Below are 21,400 nucleotides of genomic sequence, written 5' to 3' on the forward strand. Positions count from 1 at the left end.
ATCTCTATTTTAATACTAGTTTAATTTGTCTAGTACGTTAGCTTTTACATAGTCAAGTCTTCTTAGGCAGTTTTCTTTACCTAATACTTCCATAACTTTTGGGATGTCTGGACCATGCATCTGTCCTGTTAACATTATTCTTGATCCCATGTATAGGTTTTTACCTTTTATTTTGTATTCTTTCTGTATTGATTTTAGTATAGCGAAGTTGCTATCTGCATCAAAGCTTTCTGCTGCTTCTATTTTTTCTCTTAAAGCATCGAATAGTGTTGGTATATGTTCTAATTTTAAGAATTCCATACCTTCTTCAGTTTCTATTTCGAATTTATCTCCAAAGAATATAGAAACGTGGTCAGTTATTTCTTTTGCGTAGTGTAGTTTTTCTTTAACTGCACTTACTATTTCTTTAACTAAATCCATTTTAGCTTCTTTTTCATCTTCTGCTATGTATCCAGCTTCTACTAAGTATGGCATACATAACTCAGCTAAAACAGCATCATCTGCTTCTTTCATGTAGTGGTGGTTAACCCAGTTTAATTTTTCAGTATCGAATACTCCTCCACTCTTAGATACTCTTTCTATAGAGAAGGCTTTTTCTAATTCTTCCATAGAGAATATTTCCTGATTGTCTTCTGGTGACCAACCAACTAGAGCTACGTAGTTTACAAGACCTTCTGGAAGGTATCCTTTTTTCTTGAAGTCTTCAACAGCTACGTCACCCTGTCTTTTACTTAATTTTTTCTTTTCTGTATTTAATATGTTTGGAAGGTGTACAAATACTGGTTTTTCCCATCCAAAAGCTTCGTATAGGTATACGTGTTTTGGAGTTGAAGAAACCCATTCTTCCCCTCTTATTATATGAGTTATTTTCATTAAATGGTCGTCTACAACAACTGCAAAATGATATGTTGGGAATCCATCAGTTTTTATAAGTACCTGATCATCTAAGTCATTTGTGTTAAATTCCATATCACCTCTTACTAAGTCAGTGAATGTTATTTTGTGGTCTTCTGGTAATCTAAGTCTTATAACATATGGTTCACCAGCATCTATTTTAGCCTGTACTTCTTCTGGAGTTAAATCTCTACAATGTCCATCGTATCTTGGAGTTTCTCCAGCTTCTTTCTGCTGCTCTCTAACTGCATCTAATCTTTCTTTTGTACAGAAGCAGTAGTATGCTTTACCAGAATCTAAAAGTTCTTTTATGTATTTCTGGTATATGTCTAATCTTTCAGACTGTATATATGGACCGTATTCACCTTTCTGTGTTACATTTCCATTTTCATCTAACATAACACCTTCTGTGTGGTTTACTCCTGCCCATTTCATTGCATTAAGCATGTTTTCTATAGCACCATCAACAAGTCTAGTTCTATCAGTATCTTCTACTCTTAGTATATATTCTCCACCTGCGTGTTTTGCGAATAAATAGTTGTAAAGAGCTGTTCTTAAACTACCTATATGTACAAATCCTGTTGGACTTGGTGCAAATCTTACTCTTACGTTGCTCATAAAATTCCTCCTAAAATTAAACTAATTCGGCAAAATTGCCTAAAATCTCATTATTATACAGTTTATTATAACATAAATCGGAGCTAGAGAGGGTTGTAAACTTTTAGAGGCATCGCATTTTGCGTAATTTTTTTAAATAGGAGAAGTTTCTTTTCTAGACGCAAAAGCAATGACATCTCTAAAAGTTCACAATCCCTCTTCTTAGCTCCCACCCAAATAAAAAAGCTGCTACATTTAATTGTAACAGCCAATTTATTCTATAAATTTTCATTTTCTTTTTATATAAAATTCTTTATTATTAAGAGATATAAATATTCTAAAGTTATAAAAATAGGAAAAAAATAGTTAGTTAAATTAATGACAATATAATTACAAATATTAGTTTTATATTGTAGCAAAAATAGAAAAATAGTATTATTAAAACAACTTAAAAACGTTTTTAAAATAAATATGATTAAGGAGTTGTAGACAATGCTAGATTTCAATAAAAAAGATTACAAAAAATTGCTTTACTATATACTAATTCTTGCTATATTAATACCTGTATTTATATTTATTTTAGATAAATTTAATGTAAAAAATATAGATAAAATAGCATTTAAAATAGTAGATATATATGTATTATTAATAATCACATATTCCATAATATCTGGAATAATTCGTAGAAATGTATTTTCAGAAAAAAATAATAATTCTCTTTGTATGTTTTGGCTCATTCTTGGAATAGTTGCTTCAATAGCTTATATATTCATAGGAAAAATTATAATAAATATATATCTTGTTTTAGTAGTACCAATGGCAATATATTTGTATATTAAATCTAAAAAAGTTCTTGAATAAAATATTAGCCAAAAGTGTTTTATATTCAATCTACATACATTTAAGAAAACTCCCAAAAGTATAGATTTATACAAAAAGAGGGAGATAACTCGACTAACACGATCGTCGCCTGTATAGGCGCAAGTGTTAGTTGAGTTACTCCCTCTTTTCTTATAATAATCTATCTCTTACTATTTCTGCTGCATCTACTGCAGATATTAGTTCTCTTTCTTCGCTATTTCTAAACTTCATTTCAACTAAACCTTCTTTTAAATCTCTTCCAACAGTTATTCTCACAGGAATTCCTATTAAATCAGAGTCTTTAAACTTAGTTCCCGGTCTAGCATCTCTATCGTCTATTAGTACATCTACTCCCATAAGTTTAAGTTCTTTATAAATTCTTTCAGCAGTATTTACAACATCCTCATTTTTTAAGTTTACAGGAATTATCTCTACTTCAAATGGAGCTACACTAAGTGGCCAAACTATTCCGTCTGCATCAAAGTTCTGCTCTATTATTGTAGCAGTTAGTCTTTCTGTACCTATTTCATAGCATCCAAGATGAATATATTCATCAGTTTCCTCTTCACTTCTGTACATTGCGTTCATATTTTCAGAGAATTTCTGACCTGCTTTGAATATATGTCCTATTTCGATTCCCCTTCTTATTTTTAAAGGAGCACCACATTTAGGGCATTTATCCCCTTCTCTTACATTTCTAAAATCGCCAACAGTTCCTTCAAAATCTCTTCCAAAGTTTGCATTTTTGAAGTGGTATCCAGTTTTATTTGCACCTGTTATTAGGTTTTTACCGTTTGCTATTTCTTCATCTATAAGTAGTATGTCAGAGTTTATTCCTATTGGCCCAGCAAATCCAACCTCAGATCCTGTTACATCTTTTACCATTTCGTCTGTAGCAAGTCCAAATTCTTCCACTTCACCAATAGCTCTTTTTACTTTATTTTCGTTTACTTCTCTATCGCCTCTTACAACAACTGTTACAGTTTTTCCATCGGCGTAGTATATTATTGTTTTTGCAAATTTATTTCCTCCAGCGCCAAAGAATTCTTCTAAATCTTTTATTGTTCTAGCATCTGGAGTGTGCACTTCTTCAAGTGTACCTAATTCCTCAGCTTCAAATTCTCTTGGCATACATTCTGCACTTTCTCTATTTGCTGCATAAGTACAATCAGAACATATAGCTAACTCATCTTCACCTATTTCAGATTTAACCATAAATTCTATTGAAGATGGAGCTCCCTCTATTCCTGATTCTGCCTCAACTAAGCTATATTTAACACCACATCTATCAAATATTCTTTTGAATGATGCTATCATTTCTTCATAAGATTTGTTTAAGCTTTCTTCGTCTTTATCAAAGCTGTATGCATCAAACATTGTAAATGATTTGGTTCTCATTGTCCCAAATCTAGGTTTTCTTTCATCTCTATATTTACTCTGAATCTGATATAGTTTTACGGGTAACTGCTTATATGAACTGATTTCCTGTCTAACTATATCTGTAAATACTTCTTCATGTGTAGGCCCTAGACAAAACTCTCTACCTGTTCTGTCCTCTAGTCTAAACATTTCTGCTCCTCTTCTAGCCCATCTTCCTGATTCCTGCCATAATTCTGACGGAATAAGCGCAGAACAAAGCATTTCCCGAAAATCTGCATTTTCTACTTCTTCTTTTATTATACTTTCTATTTTTCTCTCAACCTTTAATCCTAGAGGTAACCGGTTGTATATTCCAGAAGCAGATTTTTTTATCATTCCAGATCTTATCATAAGTTTGTGGCTTTCTATTTCCACATCTGTAGGTATTTCTCTTTTTGTAGGTATAAACATTTTTGAAAATCTCATTTGCATCACCTCAATAATATTTTATACACACATAAAAAGCCTGCCATCAAAGAATCCGGCAGACTTTTCAGGCTTTTATTTAATTTCTATTCTTAGTATGCTTTAGCTATTATAACCATTTCTTTAGCTTCTTTTCCACAGTATACACATTTATTTGTTCCAAGGTCTTCCTGTACGAATGGTATACATCTTATTGTAGCAGCTGTTTCTTCTTTTATTTTAGCTTCACATTCTGGGCATCCACACCACATAGCTTTTATGAATCCTGGATTTTCTTCTAGAGCTGTTTTGAATTCAGTCATATCTTTAGCAACAGAAGTTCTGTTTTCTCTGTGCTGTCTAGCTTTTTCTAACATATCATTGTGTATAGTATCGAATAATCCAGTTACATGTTCAACTAAGTTGTCTAATGATATAGCTTCTTTTTCTAATGTATCTCTTCTAAATACCATAGCCTGGTTGTTTTCTATATCTTTTGGCCCTATTTCTATTCTTACTGGTATACCTTTCATTTCACAGTCGTTTAGTTTGTATCCAGTTGAGTAGTTTGGTCTATCATCAACTTCTACTCTAGCACCTTTTTCTTTTAATGCAGCGTATAATTCATCAACTTTTTCCATTACTCCACCTTTGTTAGCAGCTATTGGAACTATCATAACCTGAGTTGGAGCTATTCTTGGAGGAAGTACAAGACCTCTGTTATCAGAGTGAGTCATTATAAGTCCACCTATTAATCTAGTTGATATACCCCAAGAAGTGTGGTATGGATGAGATAATCCACCTTCTCTATCTGCAAATGTTATATCAAATGCTTTAGTGAAGTGCTGTCCTAAGAAATGACTTGTTCCTGACTGTAATGCTTTACCGTCGTGCATCATAGCTTCTATTGTGTAAGTTCTTTCTCCACCAGCGAATTTTTCACTTTCAGATTTCTGTCCATCTATAACTGGCATAGCTAATAATTCTTCACATAATTCTTTGTACATCTGAAGTATATCTAATGTTTCTTTTTCTGCTTCTTCGTATGTTTCATGTAGAGTATGACCTTCCTGCCATAAGAATTCAGAAGTTCTTAAGAATGGTCTAGTAGTTTTTTCCCATCTTACAACTGAACACCACTGGTTGTATAGGTATGGTAATTCTCTGTATGATTTTAACCATTTAGCGTACATTGTACATATTATTGTTTCAGAAGTTGGTCTAACGCATAGTCTTTCTTCTAAAGTTTTGTTTCCACCCTGAGTTACCCAAGCAACTTCTGGAGCGAAACCTTCAACGTGTTCTGCTTCTTTAGTTAATAGACTTTCTGGTATTAATAGTGGGAAATAGCAGTTTTTGTGTCCTGTTGCTTTTATTTTAGCATCGAAGAATCCCTGTATTTTTTCCCATAATGCGTATCCATAAGGTTTTATAACCATAAATCCTTTTACTGGAGCGTAATCAACTAAGTCAGTTTTAGTAACAACATCTGTATACCACTGAGCAAAGTCTACCTCCATAGGTGTAATTTCTTCAACGAACTGTTTATCTTTTTTTGCCATCTTTGTACTCTCCTTTTGATTTTATAGATTAATTTTTAATAATTATTTTTATAATAAAAAAAGCCTTTCATCTCTTAATAGAGACGAAAGGCATAGTTTCCGCGGTACCACTCTAGTTAATCACAAAATATTGTGATTCTCTTGCCGGAGTATAACGGCTCCATCCGTAGAGGTTGTTACCCCTCTAAGCTAAAAGATTGGTTCAGTTGCTTCTATCTGGAAACTTTCCACCGTCATTTCCTCTCTGTAAGACTTTCACTACCTACTACTTCTTTATCATTGCAATTATATAGATTTTCTATACAAATTATTGTTTTATTCTATAACTTGTAATTATGTTATTTGTTTCACTTATACCCTAAATGATATATTATTTATTAGATTCTGTCAATAACAAACATATACTTTGAGAAGAAATTCCCTCTCCACTTCCAGTAAATCCTAATTTTTCTTCTGTTGTAGCTTTTACGTTTATGTTTTTTATATCTGTGTGCATTATTCTAGCAAAGTTTTCTCTCATCTGTGGTATGTGTGGAGCCATCCTTGGAGCCTGTGCAATTATAGTACAGTCTATGTTTCCAAGAACATACCCCTCTTCTTTCATAATTTCATATACATGTTCCATAAGTTTTAAGCTATCTGCTCCTTTAAACTTTGGATCTGTGTCTGGGAAGTGTTTACCAATATCTCCCATAGCCATAGCACCAAGTATTGAGTCCATAACAGCGTGTGTAAGTACATCCGCATCAGAATGTCCTAATAATCCTTTTTCGTGAGGAATTTCAACTCCACCGATTATAAGCTTTCTATCTTCTACAAGTCTATGTACATCATATCCCATTCCAACTCTCATATATTATCTCTCCTATCTTTTTATAAATTTCCATTCATTTCTGTGTATAAAATTTCTACTTTTCCTTCAAAACAAATACATTAATTTTTCTGTATAACTCATTTCCATATTTATTAAAATTCTACTGTTCCTTCAAAACCTCTTTTACTTACTTTATCCAAGATTTCATCTGGTATTTCTTTTAATGCATTGTTTAATTTTTCAATCATAGTTTCTTTATCTTTAGATAAGTTTCCATGTAGCCTTACAGCATTTGATGGATGTAATCCAAAGAATTCTATATCTCTTTCATCTAGTTTTTCGATAAACAATTTTTCTTCTTCTATGTTTTCTCTAAGAGTATTTTCATTGAATTTTCCAGTTGCCTTTAATTTTTCCAACTTACTTCCCTCATCAGCGTGAATACTCCCCACAAATACTATCTTTGGGTTTAATTCGTTGACAAGTTCTGCTGTTTTTATCGCATTTTCTCTACTCTTATCGCTTCCACCACAGCCAATTATTATGTTTACACTATAGTCCATTCCTGCATTTTCAAGTCTTTTAAGTTCTCTCTTTGCAACTTCTACAGTATATCCCTTATTCATAAATTCGACCGCTTCTTCTAATCCAGACTCTATTCCTACATTTAAATTGTTTATTTTAAGTTTTCTAAGCGCTTTTAACTCATCATCCGTTTTATCAATGATATTCTTTATTGTTGCAAACATGGAGATATTCTCTACTTCTGGAATAATCTCCTCTATCTTTTCAGCAATCTGTTTTAACTTATCTGCACTTAAAACAAAAGGATCTCCATTTTCTAGAAAGACTTTCTTTATTCTTTTTCTTCTGCCTCTCGCTTCTCTTAAATCAGCTTCAATCTGTTCCATACTTTCCACTTCAAAAGGAACATCTTTGTACATAGTACAGAACGTACACTTATTGTGGCTACACCCTGCTGTTACTTGAAGCAAAAGAGAATTAGCTTCAAATGGAGGTCTATAAGTCGTTCCTGTGTATTTCATAGAATCACCTACTTTTAGTATCTTAGCTTTTTATTTATTATTTTCATTTTTCGAATTTGATTTTTACGTTTTGTTTTAAATCTACTTTCGAAATTATTTTTTAATATTTTATCTCTTTAAAAATATTTTATCTTTTTTACTATATCATTATCCAATTATTTTCCGGGAAATAACTTCTGATATAGGCAGATCCTCAGGACTAGTTATCTTAATATTATCATAACTTCCCTGAATCATATACACCTTATGACCTGCGTGTTCTGCAATCATAGCATCATCAGTTCCATAGAAACCATCTCTATATGCAAGCTCATAGGCTTCTTTTATCAAGTTAAAATCAAAAGATTGTGGTGTCTGAGCAGCCCAAAGATTTGCCCTATTTGGAGTATCTACTATCTCATTTCCGTCGACAACCTTTATAGTATCCTTGACCATAACACCTACAACAGTTGCCTTTAACTTCTTAGTTTCATTAACAGCATTCTCTATAATCTCATCTGTAACAAAAGGTCTTGCTCCATCGTGGATAAGTAAAATATCACAATCAGGACTAACTTTCTCAAGACCATTGTTTATCGTATCCTGTCTCTCCTTACCCCCGTAAGATATAACTATATCCTTAAATCCATACTTTTCTATTATATTCTCCCTAACAAAATCCTCTTCCTCTTCCTTAATACAAAGAACAATCTCATCTATCAGAGGAGAATTATAAAATTTCTCTATTGTATGAGCAACAATCTCTTTATCATTTATCTTTATAAACTGCTTATTCATCCCTGCATTCATCCTCTTACCACTACCCGCGGCAACAATCATAACAGTATTCATATCATATATCCTTTCCAAAACATAATCGTCTATCTTTATTTTATCATTATTTATTAAGCATTGTATATATTTCTATAACTCCTCTACGGTTAATAAAATTACACACTAATAAGAAAAAGTAGAAAAATATTAATAGTGATTATCTGCAGACATGTGCAACCTCTAAAAAGCTCCGCTTTTGCACATGTCGAAGCCATGAACATTAATATTTTTCTACTTTTTCTTATTTCCAACCTAATTTTTTAATTATGTAAATAATTTATAATATGAACGTAAAAAAGGAAACGAAATTAACAGCGACAATGCAACTTGATTGCCTGGAGCGTTAATTCGTTTCCTTTTTACGTTTCTATTTTAAACTATTTATTTACAAGCTTTAACTATATCTGCTGCAGTTAATCCGTAGTATTCTAATAATGCAGCTGGTGATCCTGACTGTCCGAAGCAATCTTTAACACCTATTCTAGTTACTTTTACTGGATGTTCTTCTGCTAATAATTCACATACTGCAGAACCTAATCCACCTATTATACTGTGTTCTTCAGCTGTAACAACTTTTCCTGTTTTCTTAGCTGATGTTAAAACAAGTTCATTGTCTAAAGGTTTTATTGTAGATATGTTTATTACTTCTGCATCTATTCCTTCTGCTTTTAAAGTTTCAGCAGCTTCTAATGCTTTAGCAACCATTATACCTGTAGCTATTATAGATACATCTTTACCTTCTTTAACTACTTCACCTTTTCCTAATTCGAATTTGTAAGATTCGTCGTGTATAACTGGAGTAGCAGCTCTACCGAATCTTAAGTACATTGGTCCAACGTATTCAGCTGCAGCTAATACCATCTGTCTAGCTTCAACAGCATCTGCTGGGTTTAATACTACCATGTTTGGTAAACTTCTCATTAGTGAAATATCTTCTATTGCCTGGTGACTTCCTCCGTCTTCCCCAACTGTAACACCTGCATGAGTAGCAGCTATTTTAACGTTTATATTTGGGTAGCATATAGAGTTTCTTATCTGTTCAAATCCTCTACCTGCTGCGAATATTGCGAAAGTACTTGCGAAAGGTATTTTCCCAGATACTGCAAGACCTGCTGCTGTACCCATCATATCACCTTCTGCTATACCCATATCGAAGAATCTTTCTGGGCATGCTTTTTTGAACATTGCAGTTTTTGTAGCTCCTGCTAAGTCTGCATCAAGAACTACTATATCTTTATTTTCAACTAATTCTACTAGTGTTTTTCCATAAGCCTCTCTAGTTGCTATACTTTCCATTATTTAAGTCCTCCTTCTAAGTCTTCTAATGCTTTAGCTGTTTCTTCAGCGTTTGGAGCTTTACCATGCCATCCAGCCTGGTCTTCCATGAATGAAACTCCTTTACCTTTTACTGTTTCACATATAACTATAGAAGGTCTTCCTTCTTCTTCTTTAGCCATTTCTATAGCTTTTTTTATCTGATCGAAATCATGTCCGTCTATAGATATTACATTCCATCCGAATGCATCGAATTTTTTAGCTATTTTTCCAAGACTCATAACTTCATCATTAGAACCATCTATCTGTAAACCATTGTGGTCTAAGAAAGCTATTATGTTGTCTAGTTTGTAGTGAGCAGCACTCATTGCAGCTTCCCATATCATACCTTCCTGAACTTCTCCATCTCCAAGAAGAGCGTAAACGTTGTAGTCTTTACCATCTAATTTAGCTGCTAAAGCCATTCCGTTTGCTGCTGATAATCCCTGTCCTAAAGAACCTGTTGACATATCAACACCTGGAGTTTTTTTCATATCAGGATGTCCCTGAAGCATAGCACCAAATTTTCTAAGTTTTAATAATTCTTCTTTAGGGAAATATCCTCTTTCAGCTAATACTGCATATAAAGCTGGTGCACCATGACCTTTAGAAAGAACGAATCTATCTCTGTCTTCCCATTTTGGGTTAGAAGGGTCTATATTCATAGCATCAAAGTATAATACTGTTAGTATATCTGCTGCTGATAATGATCCTCCTGGATGACCTGATTTTGCTTCTGAAACTGACTTAATAATGTCAATTCTTACTTCTTTTGCAATAGCTTTTAATTCATTATTGTTCATTTCACTAATTTCCTTTCTCTTTTTTATTTTCTCTATTTGAAAACCGAATACACGATTTCCTATTTTCTTTTTTATTTTACAATTAATTCTTAGGTTTTGCAAATATCATTCTTCCCGCTGGAGTCTGAAGTACTGATGTTACTAATACTTTTATAGTCTGTCCCATGTATTTTTTACCACCATCGACAACTATCATAGTACCATCATCTAAATATGCAATACCCTGCTGAGCTTCCTTACCTTCTTTAACAACCTGAACCACCATATCTTCACCAGGTATAGCAACTGGCTTAACTGCATTAGCAAGTTCGTTTATGTTTAGAACCTCAACACCCTGGAACTGGGCAACTTTGTTTAGATTGAAGTCATTTGTAACAACCTTTCCTCCTAATACCTGAGCTAATTTTAATAATTTACTATCTACCTCAGCTATTTCTGGGAAATCCTGTTCGCTTATTTCAACTTCTATATTTAATTCTTTCTGGATTATATTTAATATATCTAACCCTCTTCTACCTCTTACTCTTTTTAAATCGTCAGCAGAATCAGCTATGTGTCTTAGCTCCTCTAATACAAATGCTGGTATTATAAGCTTACCTTCTATAAAACCAGTCTGGCATATATCAGCTATTCTTCCATCTATTATTACACTTGTGTCTAATACTTTTGGAGGAATAGAAGCTCCACATTCTTTAACTTCTTCTTTTAATTTTTCGCATTCTTTTTCCTGCTCTTTTTCTTTTGCAAGGCTAGCTGCTAGTTTTTTATTTAATTTACCAAAGTTTGCAAGATCATTTTTACTCTTAAGTGCTACTCTAACTCCTAAATATCCAAGTACAAGATATACAAGTACTGATATTACTTTACCTACTATCGGTATAGAGTTTATAATTCCACTTACAAGATACGCTATTACAAAACCTACTATAAGACCTACAGACCCAAGTAATATATCGACCTGAGGGTATCTAGAGATTTCCTTTTCTGCTGCTCTTGCTATTTTCTTGATTTTATTCATAAACCAAGGCTCAATTAAATAAAATATAATTCCTATTACTAAACCAGCTACAACTGACGCTATTGCTTCATATGTTTTATTATTGTATGTTAATATTTGAAAATTCTGTGTTACCGATACGTAAGTAGAAGAACCTACGATTAAACCTAATCCACCAATTAAAAATCTTACTATCTTCTTAATCAATGTATCACCTCCCCTATTATATTTTATTATTATAGACTAAATTTTTGCTTATGTACAACAAAAATAGCAAACTTCACCAAAATTTCACCAAATTTGTTGCACTTTTCCCCAACTCAGTCTATTATATCATTTTTAATATAAATTGTATAATTTCATTTTACTATTAAATATGTCTATCAAGTAATGCTAACTGTTTCATTTTTACAAGTCCATTTTTAATATAAGTAGCTCTTATTTCACCGATACCTTCAACCTCATCAAGTTCTTCTATTGAAGCTGTTAGTATATCCTGGAAATTGTCAAAATAATTTACTAGGTTTTCTATTATTGTTCTAGGTAATCTATGAATCTTATTAAGAACTCTATATCCTTTTGTTTTTATAGGCATATCCATATTTTCTGATACACCTGTATATCCAAGAAGTCTAGCTATATTTGTTAAGTCCAGTAGCTCATCTTCTGTAAGGTTTGCCAATTTTTCCTTAAATTCATTAGATGATACCTGAGTTCCATAGTCTTTTAATACTAGCTCCCGGTCCTCTCTTGTACTCCCCATAAGTTCTTCAAGCTGCATTTTTATAAGTGCACCTTCTACTCCTAATTCTAATAGGTAACTTTCAATTATATCCGTTACTCTCATTACCATTTCTATCTTTTGAAGTACTAATGCCACATCGTATATAGTTACAAATCCATTAAATTCTAACGTATTTAAACTAGCAACAGCTTGGTCTAATACTGATTTATATTTTTCAAGTGTTTGAAGTGCCTGATTTGCCTTTGTAAATATTTTTGATATATCTTCAACTACATACTTTTGGTCTCCTCTATATACAGATATAACATTTCTTCTCTGAGATATTGCAATTACAATTGCCTTAGTCTGTTTTGCAACCCTCTCAGCAGTTCTATGTCTAGTCCCTGTTTCAGAAGTTTTTATTGAATAATCTGGAATAAGCTGCGTATTTGCATATAATATCTCATCCACATCAGAATTTAGTACTATTGCACCGTCCATTTTTGCAAGCTCATAAAGGTATGATGGTGTGTATTCAACATGTATAGCAAATCCACCATCTACTAAATCCATAACACTTTCATCACTAGCTATTACAATAAGTCCTCCTGTTTTAGCCTTTAGGACATTATCCAGTCCCTGTCTAAGAGGAGTCCCTGGAGAAATCATTTTAAGTACTTCTTTTCTCATTGTTTTATCTGTTACATATACATCCATGTACTAACTACTCTCCCCTCAATACCATATTTATAGCCTGTCTTACATTTTCAACCGGCCATATTTCTATTCCTTTTACATCTTTTACAGATTCATAGTTTGATTTTGGAATTATTATTTTTTTAAATCCTAGTTTTCTACACTCAGATATTCTTTTTTCAATGTAGCTTACACCTCTTATTTCTCCTGTAAGTCCAACTTCTCCAGTAACAGCCACCTCTCCGCTTATCGGTATATTTCTAAATCCAGATGCAACAGCTAGTATCACTCCTAAATCCATAGATGGCTCGTTTATTTTTATTCCACCAACTATATTTAAATATACATCTTGATTTTGTATCTGCATTCCTGCTCTTTTTTCAAGTACAGCAAGTAATAGATTTACCCTATTAAAATCTATACCTGTTGCTGTTCTTCTAGGTATACCAAAGCTAGTAGGAGATACAAGTGCCTGAAGTTCAAGTAACATCGGTCTTGTCCCCTCTACAGTAGATACTATTACAGAGCCAGATGCATCTTCTGGTTTTTCTGAAATAAGAGCCTTTGAAGGATTTTCAAGTTCTTGAAGTCCTTTTTCACTCATTTCAAATACACCTAGTTCATTAGTAGAACCGAATCTATTTTTTACAGCTCTTACAAGTCTGTATGTATTATATCTTTCACCTTCAAAATAAAGTACTGTATCAACCATATGCTCCATTATTTTTGGCCCTGCAAGAGAGCCTTCTTTTGTAACATGGCCAACTACAAATGTAGATATTCCCATTTTTTTGGAAATCCTCATAAATCTTGAAGTACCCTCTTTTATCTGACTCACTGTACCCGGTGCCGAAGCTATATCCGGTGTAAATACAGTCTGTATAGAGTCTAATATTATAAGGTCTGGGTCAAACCCTTCTAAATGATGTTCTATAATATTTAAATTATTTTCTGCCATTATATATAAATTTTCTGATTTAGCATTTAATCTTTCAGCTCTCATTTTTATCTGAGATTCTGATTCTTCTCCTGATATATATAGCACTTTCTTTCCCGATTGTGCAACACTTTCAGATACCTGTAAAAGTAATGTAGATTTTCCAATTCCTGGATCTCCACCTACTAGCACAAGTGAACCTCTAACTATTCCACCACCTAATACTCTGTTTAACTCGTTTATTCCACTAGAGAATCTCTCCTCGTGTTTTATTGTTATTGAATTTATATTTACAGGTTTCTGTGATGATTTATCTATTACAAAAGTTTCTCTATTATTACTTTTAGTACTTTTATCTTCTATTTCCTCCACAAATGTATTCCATTTCATACATTCTGGACATTTTCCAAGCCATTTTGGATTTTCATATCCACATGACTGACATACGTATTTTGTTTTTATTTTTGCCATTATAAATTTCCTTCTTCTGTATTTCTACAAATATTTCTACAAAAAAATATTGTCCTATATAATTTTATCATATATATAGGACAATATCTTAAAATATTATGTTAAACTACAAGTTTTTTATTCATATTTATCTTATTTTTTAGCTGCTGCAACTATTTTTTCAGCTATCTGGTTAGGAACTTCTGCATATCTAGCAAATTCCATTTCAAAGTATCCTCTACCCTGAGTCATAGCTCTTAAATCTATTGCATACTTGAATGTTTCAGCCTGAGGAGCTTCAGCTATTAATAACTGTTTTCCATTGTCAGTAGGTTCCATACCTAGTATTTTACCTCTTCTCTTATTTATATCTCCCATAACATCTCCCATGTATTCATCTGGTATTGTTATAGTAAGTTTCATGATTGGTTCAAGAAGTACTGGCTGTGCTTCTTCCATACCTTTTTTGAATGCTATTGAAGCTGCCATCTTGAATGCCATTTCAGAAGAGTCAACATCGTGATAAGAACCATCATAAAGAGTAGCTTTTATATTGCATACTGGGTATCCTGCTAGTATACCTTTTACCATACTTTCTTTTAGTCCTTTTTCAACTGCTGGTATGTACTGTTTTGGAACTGAACCACCGAATATTTCTTCATCAAATTCAAATTCTTTATCACTTCTTTCAAATCTGATTTTTACATCTCCGTACTGTCCATGTCCACCAGACTGTTTTTTATGTTTTCCTTGAACATCTGATTTACCTTTTATTGTTTCTCTATATGCAACTTTAAGGTCGCTAAGTTCTACTTCTGTACCGAATTTATCTTTCATTTTATTTATTACAGTTTTTAGATGAAGTTCACCCTGTCCACCTAGAAGAGCCTGTTTTGTTTCAGCATTTCTGTAGAAGTCAAGAGTCGGATCTTCTTCTGTTAGTTTTGATAATATTGTTCCAACTTTTTCATCGTCGTTTTTATTTTTAGGACTAACAGCGTAGTATATCTGTGGTTTAGGGAAGTTTATTTCATCTTCTGGTATTTCATCTTTGCAAGTAGAGATAGTATCTCCTGTTTTTAATGTTGGAGATTTAGCAACTATTATTATATCTCCTGCTTTTGCTGATTCAAGCTCTATAAGTTCGCTTCCGTTTATAGAGTATATATTAGCTAATCTATCTTTAACTTCTCTGTTTAGATTGTATACTTCTGTTTCTTTCTTAACTGTACCCTGAACTATTTTTATGTAAGACATTTTTCCTACGAATGGGTCTACTACAGTTTTGAATACCTGTCCTTTAAATGGACTTTCATTGTCAAGATATGTAGGTTCTATATAACTTGATATAGTTTCTATTATTTCTTTTGTTCCTACATTGTTTATAGTTGATCCAGATATAACTGGTATTATATCGCCTTTGTGAACTCCTATGATTATACCTTTCTGTATTTCTTCTTTAGTTAATTCTTCTCCACTAAAGTATTTTTCTAAAGTTTCATCATCAGTTTCAGCTATTAATTCCATAAGAGCTTCTTTCATGCTTATTGCCTGTTCTTTGAATTCGCCTTCTAAGTCATCTACATTTTCAAAAACATTGTGTAGTCCACAGAATTTTTTATCTTTGTATATTGGACTTATCATAGCTATTATTTTATGTGCGAATTTTCCGTTTAGCATTTCTATAACGTCTTTATATCTAGCTTTTTCATTATCTATTTTATTTATAAACATTAATTTTGGTATTCCTTCAGTAAGCTCTATTGCTTTTTCAGTTCCTACCTGTAATGGATCTGTTGCATCTATTACTATAACAGCTAAATCACATACTTTTAGAGCTGATATAACATCACCACTGAAATCAGAATAACCTGGAGTGTCCAGTAAATTGAATTTATAGTCGTCATATTCTATAGGAATAAGACCCATACTATAAGTCATATTTGCTTTTGCAGTAAGTTTAGGTATTTTTTTTGTGTTTGCTACGTGAGATATTGTTTCTATAAGATTTGTTTTCCCACATCCACTGTGACCTAATATTGCTACATTTCTTATCATTTTGCTATCATATACTTTCATATGAACACCCACCTTTGAGAATAGTAATTTTTTAATTTTATAAAATAATTTGCCTTTTGAATAAAGTCGAAGAACAACTCTACAATGTATTAAATTCTATATATAAATACGTTTTCCTCTTTTATTTTAAAAATTTTTTAATTTTTTTGAAAAATATTTTTACCAATTAATTTTTTGTTATTTTATAATAAATTTTTATTTCTCAATGGCTTTTTTAACTGTATTTTTAAGTCTAGCTAAATCGTCTTCATTAGGGTGATTTAAAGCTTCTTCAAAGTTTTTAATTAAACTTAGTATTTGTTCGTCTCCTGGTTTTTCTTCTAGCATACGTTCGTATCTAGCTTTCACATTCTGTTGCATCTTTCCCTGACACATAAATTCAGCTACTACCTCGCAACTTTCATCTAATTCGTCTTTTACATTATTTAACACCTTATTTAGATAGTCTTCACTTCCAGCACCAGCTGAGCCAAATAATACTACTTTTTTGTCTTTTAAACCTGTCATAAATTCTTTTATTTCTTCATTACAAGTTCCCTTATCTGTCCAAAATCCTACAAATATTACATCTGATTCTTTTGCTTTTTCATCTGGCTGCCCAAAATAAACACATTCTGAATCTAGTACCTCTGCTACATTATCTGCTAATAGTTTTGTATTTCCTGTAGATGTCGCATAAACAACTGAATAACTCATATTAAATTCCTCTTTTCTATTAATAATTTTATTAACTAAATTATATCACTTTTTAATAATTATTTTTTAAAATCTTTTTATCTAAGTTTTACCTATGATAATATTATTATTTTTTATCTGAGTTTTTCTATGATATATATATATATATATTATTTTTTATCTGAGTTTTACTTATGACAATGTTATATATATTATATTCAAAAAAAATAAAAATAGGGAATAAGTTTAATAACTTATCCCCTAGATATATTATTTTTATTAAATTATTCTGCTTCTTTCATTATCATCAGTAACTGTTTGTCTATTACCATATCACCATCTGCAACTTTGATAGATTTTATTACACCATCAGTCTTAGCAACTATGTTAGTTTCCATTTTCATAGCTTCTATTACTATTAATGGCTGGTTCTTAGTTACTTCATCTCCTTCTTTTACAAGAAGTTTAACTACTTTACCTGGTATACTTGCACCTATCTGAAGTGGGTCTCCCATGTCAGCTTTTTCAACATGGTTTATAGCTCCTGAGAAGTTGTTATCTTTGATTTCAACAGATCTCATCATTCCGTTTAATTCGAAATCAACTGTTCTGAATCCGTCATCTTTAACATCTCCTATATCAGTAAGTCTTATAGTTAAGTTTTTACCTTCTTCTATTTCAACTTCACATTCTTCATTTTTGTTTAATCCATAGAAGAATACATCACTTTCTAGTTTAGATATTTCATTGTATTCCTGTATATGTGTTAAGTATTCTTCATATACTTTTGGATATAATGCATAACTTATTGCCTGAAGGTCTGTTACTTCTTTTAATTCGAATTTTTCTTTTAAGTGCTGTTTTATAGCATCGAAATCTTCTGGTGGTAGAAGTGAACCTGGTCTTACAGTTATAGCTTCCTCACCTTTTAGTACTACTTCTGATAATTCTTTTGGTACTCCACCTTCTGGCTGTCCTATCATACCTTTGCAGTAGTCAACTACTGAGTCTGGGAATGCAAGGTGTTTTCCTTCTTCGTATATGTTTTCTTTTGTTAAGTTGTTTTTAGACATGAATATTGCTAAGTCCCCAACTACTTTTGATGATGGAGTAACTTTTATTATATCTCCAACTATTTCATTTGCAACTTTGTAGTTTTCTTTTACTTCATCAAATCTACCTACTAATCCTAAGCTGTCTGCCTGAGGTTTTAAGTTAGTGTACTGTCCACCCGGTATTTCGAAGTTGTATATTTCTGCACAAGAGTTTGTAAGATCTGATTCAAATCTTTTGTATACTTTTCTTAAATCTTTGTAGTATCTTCCAAGCTGATCATATCCGTATAAGTCTATTCCTGTATCTCTTTCTGTGTGTTTTAATGCTTCAACTATAGCATTTAGAGAAGGCTGACTTGTTAATCCTGCCATTGATTCTAATGCACAGTCTATTATATCGACTCCTGCTTCTGATGCCATTAAGCAAAGTGCAACACCATTTCCACTTGTATCGTGTGTATGTAGATGTATAGGAGCTTTTACTTCTTTTTTAAGTTCTTTTACTAAAGTATATGCAGCATAAGGTTTTAATAGACCTGACATGTCTTTTATTGCTATTATATCAGAACCTAATGCTTCTAATTCTTTAGCCATTTTTATGTAGTATTCTAAGTTATATTTAGATTTACTCTTATCTAATATATCTCCTGTGTAGCACATTGTACCTTCTACTATTTTTCCAGTTTCTAGAGCTGTTGTTATAGATGGTTTCATGTTTTCTACCCAGTTTAATGAGTCGAATATTCTAAATACGTCTATTCCTTCTCTTGCAGATGCTTTTATGAATTCTTCTATTACATTGTCTGGATAGTTTTTGTATCCAACAGCATTAGAAGCTCTTAGTAACATCTGGAAGTTTATATCCGGTATAGCTTCTCTTAATTTCTGAAGTCTCTTCCATGGAGATTCTTTTAAGAATCTGTATGCAACATCGTATGTAGCTCCACCCCACATTTCAAGTGAGAATAAGTCTTTCTGATATTTATCAGTTGCTTCTGCTACGTTTAAGAAGTCATTAGTTCTAAATCTAGTAGCTAATAATGACTGATGAGCATCACGCATAGTTGTATCAGTTAATAATACTTTTTTATCGTTTGCTATTCCTTCTATGTATGCTTTTTTACCTAGTCTTTCAAATTTAGCTTTACTTCCTTCTATTATAGGAACTTCTCTTGATAAGTCTGGCTCGTGCAATGCATCAAATCTTGGTTTTTCTGCACATTTATTTTCATTTACTATTACGTTTCCTATGTACTGTAATAGTTTAGTTCCTCTGTCTTTACTTTCCTGTATATCAAATAGTTCTGGGTTTTCATCTATGAATTTAGTTGAGCATAGACCTTTTTCAAACTGAGGGTTGTTAAGTACGTTTACAAGGAATCCTACATTTGTTTTAACCCCTCTAACTCTCATTTCTTTTATAGATCTTAGAGTTTTGTTTATAGCTCCTTTGAATGTTCTATCATAAGAAATAGTTTTAACAAGTAAGCTATCGTAATATGGGCTTATGTTTGCACCTGTAAATCCATTTCCACCGTCAAGTCTTATACCAAATCCTGAACCAGTTCTATATACCTGTATTTTTCCTGTGTCAGGCATGAAGTTGTTTTTAGGGTCTTCAGTAGTAACACGACACTGTATAGAGTATCCTCTAAGCTGTACGTCATCCTGAGATTTTATGTCTATTTCAGGGCTATCTAAAGAATATCCTTCTGCAACTAATATCTGACTCTGAACTATATCTATTCCTGTTACCATTTCAGATACAGTGTGCTCAACCTGTATTCTTGTATTCATTTCTATGAAGTAGTGATTTCCATGTTTATCAACAAGGAATTCTAATGTACCTGCACTTGAGTATCCAACGTGTTTAGCAAGTTTTACTGCATCAGCACATATTTCCTGTCTAGTTTTTTCACTTAAAGAGAATGCTGGTGCGTATTCTATTATTTTCTGATGTCTTCTCTGTACAGAGCAGTCTCTTTCATAAAGATGTACTAAGTTTCCATACTGGTCACCTAATATCTGTACTTCTATATGTTTTGGATCTTCTATATATTTTTCTATGAATATTATATCTTCACCAAATGCTTTTCTTGATTCACTACAAGCTGTTTCATATTCTAATTCTAGGTCTTCTTCACGGTGAACGATTCTCATACCTCTACCGCCACCACCGTTAGAAGCTTTTATCATTACTGGATAACCTATTTGTGCAGCAACTTCTTTAGCTTCAGCTGTAGATTTTATAGCTTTTTCTACACCAGGTATAGTCTGAACATTTACCTCGTGAGCTATTTTTTTAGAATTTATTTTATCTCCCATAAGATCCATTATTTCTGAAGATGGACCTATGAATGTTATTCCATTTTCTTCACATTTTCTAGCAAATTCTGCATTTTCAGCTAAGAATCCATATCCAGGATGTATAGCATCTACTTTCTTTCTTTTAGCAAGAGCTATTATCCCATCAATATCAAGATATGCATCTATAGGACCTTTTCCTTCTCCTATTAAGTAAGATTCATCAGCTTTAGTTCTGAATAATCCATATTTATCTTCTTTACTGTATATACCTACACTTTTAATTCCTAATTCTGAACATGCTCTAAATATTCTTATAGCTATTTCACCTCTGTTAGCCACAAGTATTTTATTAAACTTTTTAGTCATCAGATTATTCCCCCTTTATTTAATCTTAAATTGATAATATCACTTTTAACCTTTTATAAAATATTAGATTATACTATATAAATCTAAAGTGTAATTTTTTATATATTAGTTATTTGTTACTCACTTTCTTATAAGAATATCATTTATATTTTCAAAAATAAAGTAAATAGCATTTTTTTTAGTGTCTTGTTTATTATAACACTAATTAAACGGCTTTTTACTTTTATTTTTAAATTTATTAATAAATAAATAATTTTTTTGAAATTTTCAAAAAAAAATAACCCTCTTAGATAAGAGAGTTTGTATTATTAATCATTTTAATATATAAGCTTTTTATCATTTTAATATTATGTTTTTTATCCAATATTAAAAATATATAACATTTTATTAACAATCCCATAAAAATACTATTTTTATTCTAATCTCATTAAATTTTTAGAATAAAAAAAGATTACGTGGCTACGTCCTACTCTCCCAGGGGCCTTCGCCCCAAGTACCATCAGCGATAGAGAGCTTAACTTCTGTGTTCGGAATGGGAACAGGTGTATCCTCTCTTCTATAATAACCACATAATCTTTATTTTCAG

At 32.1% G+C, this 21,400-nt stretch carries 15 protein-coding genes, 1 rRNA gene and 1 other annotated feature; of the genes, 1 reads left to right on the forward strand and 15 read right to left on the reverse strand.

Annotation, left to right across the window (positions count from 1 at the left end; translation table 11 throughout):
- Positions 1-15 precede the first annotated feature (15 nt).
- Complete coding sequence (gltX, locus tag ACK2WO_RS01865; protein WP_118549469.1) at positions 16-1,512, reverse strand: glutamate--tRNA ligase; 1,497 nt, start codon at positions 1,510-1,512, stop codon at positions 16-18.
- 471 nt (positions 1,513-1,983) lie between these two features.
- On the opposite strand from gltX, the gene ACK2WO_RS01870 reads away from it, so the two are divergent.
- Positions 1,984-2,352, forward strand: coding sequence for a hypothetical protein (locus ACK2WO_RS01870; RefSeq protein WP_414698225.1), 369 nt, complete (start codon positions 1,984-1,986; stop codon positions 2,350-2,352).
- Between the two features lie 150 nt (positions 2,353-2,502).
- On the opposite strand, the gene ACK2WO_RS01875 is transcribed toward ACK2WO_RS01870, so the two are convergent.
- The 14 genes from ACK2WO_RS01875 to rrf form a co-directional block, all read right to left on the reverse strand.
- Positions 2,503-4,197: a proline--tRNA ligase gene (locus ACK2WO_RS01875; protein WP_414698226.1), complete on the reverse strand. Its 1,695-nt coding sequence runs from the start codon at positions 4,195-4,197 to the stop codon at positions 2,503-2,505.
- Between the two features lie 92 nt (positions 4,198-4,289).
- The gene (gene proS / locus ACK2WO_RS01880; RefSeq protein WP_178411734.1) at positions 4,290-5,738 is read right to left on the reverse strand and encodes a proline--tRNA ligase; all 1,449 of its coding nucleotides are present in this window, start codon (positions 5,736-5,738) and stop codon (positions 4,290-4,292) included.
- A gap of 76 nt (positions 5,739-5,814) precedes the next feature.
- Positions 5,815-6,027, reverse strand: a binding site (T-box leader).
- An 81-nt stretch (positions 6,028-6,108) separates the two neighbouring features.
- The gene (ispF, locus tag ACK2WO_RS01885; protein WP_414698227.1) at positions 6,109-6,591 is read right to left on the reverse strand and encodes a 2-C-methyl-D-erythritol 2,4-cyclodiphosphate synthase; all 483 of its coding nucleotides are present in this window, start codon (positions 6,589-6,591) and stop codon (positions 6,109-6,111) included.
- Positions 6,592-6,704: 113 nt separating this feature from the next.
- Positions 6,705-7,598: a radical SAM protein gene (locus ACK2WO_RS01890; RefSeq protein ID WP_414698228.1), complete on the reverse strand. Its 894-nt coding sequence runs from the start codon at positions 7,596-7,598 to the stop codon at positions 6,705-6,707.
- 147 nt (positions 7,599-7,745) lie between these two features.
- Positions 7,746-8,429: a 2-C-methyl-D-erythritol 4-phosphate cytidylyltransferase gene (gene ispD / locus ACK2WO_RS01895; RefSeq protein WP_414698729.1), complete on the reverse strand. Its 684-nt coding sequence runs from the start codon at positions 8,427-8,429 to the stop codon at positions 7,746-7,748.
- 363 nt (positions 8,430-8,792) lie between these two features.
- On the reverse strand, positions 8,793-9,707 hold the full coding sequence (locus tag ACK2WO_RS01900; RefSeq protein WP_414698229.1) for a transketolase family protein: 915 nt from the start codon (positions 9,705-9,707) through the stop codon (positions 8,793-8,795).
- Complete coding sequence (locus ACK2WO_RS01905; protein WP_414698730.1) at positions 9,707-10,555, reverse strand: transketolase; 849 nt, start codon at positions 10,553-10,555, stop codon at positions 9,707-9,709. The genes ACK2WO_RS01900 and ACK2WO_RS01905 overlap by 1 nt, the downstream gene beginning before the upstream one ends.
- 55 nt (positions 10,556-10,610) lie before the next feature.
- Positions 10,611-11,732 carry a PIN domain-containing protein gene (locus ACK2WO_RS01910; RefSeq protein WP_178411915.1) on the reverse strand — a complete coding sequence of 374 codons (1,122 nt, stop codon included), beginning with the start codon at positions 11,730-11,732 and terminating at the stop codon, positions 10,611-10,613.
- 163 nt (positions 11,733-11,895) lie between these two features.
- Complete coding sequence (gene disA, locus ACK2WO_RS01915) at positions 11,896-12,966, reverse strand: DNA integrity scanning diadenylate cyclase DisA (RefSeq protein WP_178411914.1); 1,071 nt, start codon at positions 12,964-12,966, stop codon at positions 11,896-11,898.
- 7 nt (positions 12,967-12,973) lie between these two features.
- On the reverse strand, positions 12,974-14,353 hold the full coding sequence (radA, locus tag ACK2WO_RS01920; protein WP_178411913.1) for a DNA repair protein RadA: 1,380 nt from the start codon (positions 14,351-14,353) through the stop codon (positions 12,974-12,976).
- A 132-nt stretch (positions 14,354-14,485) separates the two neighbouring features.
- Positions 14,486-16,411, reverse strand: coding sequence for an elongation factor G (locus tag ACK2WO_RS01925; protein ID WP_414698230.1), 1,926 nt, complete (start codon positions 16,409-16,411; stop codon positions 14,486-14,488).
- Between the two features lie 195 nt (positions 16,412-16,606).
- Positions 16,607-17,107, reverse strand: coding sequence for a flavodoxin family protein BilS (bilS, locus tag ACK2WO_RS01930; protein ID WP_414698231.1), 501 nt, complete (start codon positions 17,105-17,107; stop codon positions 16,607-16,609).
- A gap of 263 nt (positions 17,108-17,370) precedes the next feature.
- Positions 17,371-20,814 (reverse strand): pyruvate carboxylase, encoded by a 3,444-nt coding sequence (locus ACK2WO_RS01935; RefSeq protein ID WP_414698232.1) that lies wholly within the window; start codon positions 20,812-20,814, stop codon positions 17,371-17,373.
- A 453-nt stretch (positions 20,815-21,267) separates the two neighbouring features.
- Positions 21,268-21,384 (reverse strand): 5S ribosomal RNA (rrf, locus tag ACK2WO_RS01940).
- Positions 21,385-21,400 lie beyond the last annotated feature (16 nt).

The organism is Peptacetobacter sp. AB845 (assembly GCF_047528295.1).
In the GTDB taxonomy this organism is placed as follows: Bacteria; Bacillota; Clostridia; order Peptostreptococcales; family Peptostreptococcaceae; genus Peptacetobacter.

Coding starts and splice junctions, on each gene's coding strand:
- bilS (WP_414698231.1), bottom strand. CDS start 17,107: ATGAGTTATTCAGTTGTTTATGCGACATCTACAGGAAATACAAAACTA.
- ACK2WO_RS01870 (WP_414698225.1), top strand. CDS start 1,984: ATGCTAGATTTCAATAAAAAAGATTACAAAAAATTGCTTTACTATATA.
- proS (WP_178411734.1), bottom strand. CDS start 5,738: ATGGCAAAAAAAGATAAACAGTTCGTTGAAGAAATTACACCTATGGAG.
- gltX (WP_118549469.1), bottom strand. CDS start 1,512: ATGAGCAACGTAAGAGTAAGATTTGCACCAAGTCCAACAGGATTTGTA.
- ispF (WP_414698227.1), bottom strand. CDS start 6,591: ATGAGAGTTGGAATGGGATATGATGTACATAGACTTGTAGAAGATAGA.
- ispD (WP_414698729.1), bottom strand. CDS start 8,429: ATGAATACTGTTATGATTGTTGCCGCGGGTAGTGGTAAGAGGATGAAT.
- ACK2WO_RS01925 (WP_414698230.1), bottom strand. CDS start 16,411: ATGAAAGTATATGATAGCAAAATGATAAGAAATGTAGCAATATTAGGT.
- disA (WP_178411914.1), bottom strand. CDS start 12,966: ATGGATGTATATGTAACAGATAAAACAATGAGAAAAGAAGTACTTAAA.
- ACK2WO_RS01890 (WP_414698228.1), bottom strand. CDS start 7,598: ATGAAATACACAGGAACGACTTATAGACCTCCATTTGAAGCTAATTCT.
- ACK2WO_RS01875 (WP_414698226.1), bottom strand. CDS start 4,197: ATGAGATTTTCAAAAATGTTTATACCTACAAAAAGAGAAATACCTACA.
- ACK2WO_RS01900 (WP_414698229.1), bottom strand. CDS start 9,707: ATGGAAAGTATAGCAACTAGAGAGGCTTATGGAAAAACACTAGTAGAA.
- ACK2WO_RS01935 (WP_414698232.1), bottom strand. CDS start 20,814: ATGACTAAAAAGTTTAATAAAATACTTGTGGCTAACAGAGGTGAAATA.
- radA (WP_178411913.1), bottom strand. CDS start 14,353: ATGGCAAAAATAAAAACAAAATACGTATGTCAGTCATGTGGATATGAA.